We start from the raw sequence: 3,529 nt of genomic DNA on the forward strand, positions 1-3,529 counted from the left end.
AGACCACCGCAACCGTGCACGACTACCACGACGAGCTCACCCCCGTCATCGCCTCATCGCTGAAGAAACGAACACCCGGATACCTCAAGATGGGCTTCCCCGACCCGCGCAAGATGAGCCGATAGAGTTCAATGCCGCAGATCGCAGCACTTGACGATCGGACAAGTGCGCTACAGCACGCTCGAAGGTCAAGATCCGTGGTCCAACCGGCTCAAAGATAAACCAAGGTAGAGGTACTCTTTGGTCATTTCCGCAGGTCAAAGCCTACTCGTCTTGGTCGGGCTGACAGGATTTGAACCTGCGACCACTTGACCCCCAGAAAATTGCGTTAACGCATTCTCGCTGGTCGCCGGTATCACGCGGCGGCTCTTGGCGCTGCAAGACGTTCACAGACGCGCAGATCGTTCGCCAGCGCGCATACCGTGTGGTCCCAAAGTGGTCCCAAATTAGGCGCCGAGCGATCTGCAGTCGAACCCGCCCACACGCTGCCGCAAAACAGGATTCCCCGGTCAATCCCGCGACCGCGCCCGGACCACGTTGTCCACAAAGCCTATTCGTCGATCCGCGACCCGCGAGTGCGACTGGCGATACGGATCGCTATCGAATGCGACCGTCGGAGGTCACGAGGAACTCCTGTTCCGGACGACCGGTAGTCCCGTAGCGCAGCCGCATCGTCACTTCGCCGGTGCTGGCCAATGTCGCCAGATATCGTTGAGCCGTTGCCCGCGAGATCCCGAGGGCGGTGCATACCTCGCCCGATGACATCGGCGCGGAAGATGCCCGAAGTAATTGCAGCACAAGAGTTTTAGTGGGTGAAGAGATGGCAGCGGCTTGCGGCGCCGCTGCGCGGGGACGAAGTGCATCCAGTGCCGCGCCCACGTCCTCCGCGCCAAGGTTGGGTCTAGCGAGGATCCGGCGGTACCGCGCGTATCCGGCGAGCCGGCCCGCCAGGTCAGCATGGGTGAATGGCTTCACGAGGTAGTTCAGCGCGCCAGCGGACAGGGTGGAGCGAATCGTGTCGGCCTCCGTGGCGGCCGTCAATACCATAGTGTCGCAGTGCAATTCACGGATAAGCTCGACGCCGGACCCATCCGGCAGGTAGACGTCTACCAGAGCCAGGTCTATCGCGGTGGATGCGACGGCCTTGCGGGCGTCAACGACGGTGTTCACCGTCGCCGCCACAGTGAAGCCCGGGATTGCGGTGACGATGCCCGCGTGCAGATTGGCGACCCGAAAGTCGTCGTCGACCACCAACACGCTTAACTCTACGTTGCCCATACCGGCTCTTCTTCCACCATCACTCCCGGTAGCCGGGCGATGAACTCCGCGCCGCGCAGCGACACCGCGGTATTACCGGGACTGGACAACCGGACGTCGCCTCCCAGCGCACGAGCGATCTGCAGGGACAGCGCCAGGCCGATGCCGCGACCGCCCGGGATGCCGCGATCGGGCCGGGTGGACGCACCTTCGGTGAACAGGTGCGGCGTGAAATCCGCTGCAACACCGTCGCCGCTGTCGCCGACAGTGATGTGCAGAGTGAATCCCTCTTGCACCAGCTCGACTTCCACCTCTTTGATGTCGCTGTCTGTGATCCTGGTGGCCTCGATTGCATTGTCGAGAAGATTGCCCAGCACGGTCGTGACGTCGACGGGCAGCGCCAGAGTGCCCGACACCCATGTGTTGGCGCCGATGAGCAAAGTTACTCCGGCTTCCCTGGCGTATGCGGCCTTGGCCGCCAGAAAGGCCTGTAGGTAGGGGTCGTGGATCGTGTCGATGCCAGGGACTGCAGCACCGAGGGGGCCTGACCCGAGCAGTCTGTCAAGATAATGCGACGCTTCGTCGGTCCGGCCGCTTTGGATGAGCCCGCTGAGCAGATGCAGCCGGTTGGCGAACTCGTGGCGCTGTGCGCGCAGCACTGTGCTCATCGACCGCACCGCGTCGAGTTGTCGGGTCAACGATTCGACATCGGTGCGATCGCGGACGATGAGTACCGCGCCGAGGTCGTGCCCGTCGCGGCTCACCTTGCGTGCCGAGACGACCACGATCCGCTCGCCAACCATGGCTACCGTGGGCGTGGCTTCCATGGCTTTGAACACGTCCAGCACACGCGGCGTCAGCCCAATGTCGTCGATCCGTCGGTCGGGCTCAGCGCCGATGCACAGCAGGCGGCACGCCTCGTCGTTGACGACCGTCGTCTTCCATGATGTGTCGACCGCCAACACACCCTCGCCGATTCCGTGCAAAACGGCGGCCTGCTCGCGTACCAGCTCGGCCAGTTCGGCCGGCTCCAGACCGAGCGTCAGCCCCCGCCAGCGTCGAGCCAGCAGCAGCGAGCCGATGATGCCCAGCAGGAGTGCCGCGCCGACCAGCACGCCCGCCTTACGCAGGTCACTGAGCAGCTGGTCGCGCACCGCCGAGGTCGAGATGCCGACGCTGACCTCGCCGACGACCGCAGTGGAATCAGGCTGCAAAACAGGGACTTTCGCCCTTACCGATTCGCCGAGCGTGCCCATTTCCTGGACAACTACCTCATGTCCAGCCAGCGCCTCGGATGGGTCGGTGCTCACCAATTGCCCGAGCCGTTCACGGTTAGGGTGCGCCAGTCTGATGCCGTCGTCATCGGTGATCACCACGAACAAGGCGCCGATGCGCTGTTGCGCTTCCACGGCAATGCGCTGCAACTCGCCGCCGGCGAGCTCGTCGGTGAGTTGCTGGCTCGCCGTCAGTGCGCCGCCCGAGTAGCGAGCGACATCGGCGCGTACCGCGGGTTCGGAGGCCACCGCGCGAGCGACCGCCAACGCACGCTGACCGTACTCAGCCGAGAGCCGCTGACCGCTGATGTACGCGAACACCCCGAAGGTGATGCCCATGGTCAGCACAACCACCACGATCTGCAGTAGCAGCACTTGGGTGCCCAACCGCACGGCCGGTCGGCCCGTCTTGGCCACGGATCCAGCGTAGCCGCGCAAGTGAGCAGAATGCGCAAAAGCTCAAGATCGCAGCTTGCGCGGGTTTCGCAAACAAGCGAGGAACTGTGACCGGCGCCACGTAGCTTCGGCTCCAATGAATCGCAGGAGCCAAACGTGACCCACCAATCATCGAGCCAATGCCTCATTCGAACTCGCACAGCAGAACACAGGTGACAATGACGCCACCATCACCAACCGACCGGCACTCACCGGCGATCGAGCTACGGAACGTGACGAAACGGTTCCGCACCCCCAAGGGTGGGGTTTTCACTGCGCTGCGGGATTTCGATCTGACCATCCAGCCGGGGGAGTTCTGCGCGGTCGTCGGGCCAACCGGCTGCGGTAAGTCGACGACGCTCACCCTGGTGTCCGGCCTGGAGCGCCCATCGGCGGGGACGGTCACGGTCGGCGGTCAGCCGGTGTCGGGTATCACCCCCGGGGTCGGGTTCGTGTTCCAGCAGGATGCCGTCTTCCCGTGGAAGAGCGTGCTGGACAACGTTGCCATCGGCCCGCGGCTTCGCGGCAGCAACCGACGGTCGGCGAATGCGGCGGCGCTCGAC

3 protein-coding genes are annotated in these 3,529 nt (G+C 64.1%); 1 reads left to right on the top strand and 2 read right to left on the bottom strand.

From position 1 onward, the window contains the following. Nucleotides 1–597: 597 nt before the first annotated feature. Both QOC69_RS07390 and QOC69_RS07395 read right to left on the bottom strand, forming a co-directional pair. Nucleotides 598–1,278 (bottom strand): response regulator, encoded by a 681-nt coding sequence (locus QOC69_RS07390; RefSeq protein ID WP_526437884.1) that lies wholly within the window; start codon nucleotides 1,276–1,278, stop codon nucleotides 598–600. Beyond that, nucleotides 1,266–2,924 carry a sensor histidine kinase gene (locus QOC69_RS07395; RefSeq protein ID WP_526437888.1) on the bottom strand — a complete coding sequence of 553 codons (1,659 nt, stop codon included), beginning with the start codon at nucleotides 2,922–2,924 and terminating at the stop codon, nucleotides 1,266–1,268. Before QOC69_RS07395 ends, QOC69_RS07390 begins: the two co-directional genes overlap by 13 nt. Before the next feature lie 275 nt (nucleotides 2,925–3,199). Here QOC69_RS07395 and QOC69_RS07400 point away from each other — a divergent pair. Next, nucleotides 3,200–3,529, top strand: a 330-nt coding sequence (locus QOC69_RS07400; protein ID WP_526437886.1) for an ATP-binding cassette domain-containing protein, incomplete at its 3' end; no start/stop codon positions are given.

Origin of the sequence: Mycobacterium sp., from assembly GCF_032162105.1 — a bacterium.
Taxonomy (GTDB): Bacteria; Actinomycetota; Actinomycetes; order Mycobacteriales; family Mycobacteriaceae; genus Mycobacterium.

Bases quoted from the DNA above. Each gene is read 5' to 3' on its own strand.
- QOC69_RS07390 (WP_526437884.1), bottom strand. From the start codon at position 1,278: ATGGGCAACGTAGAGTTAAGCGTGTTGGTGGTCGACGACGACTTTCGG.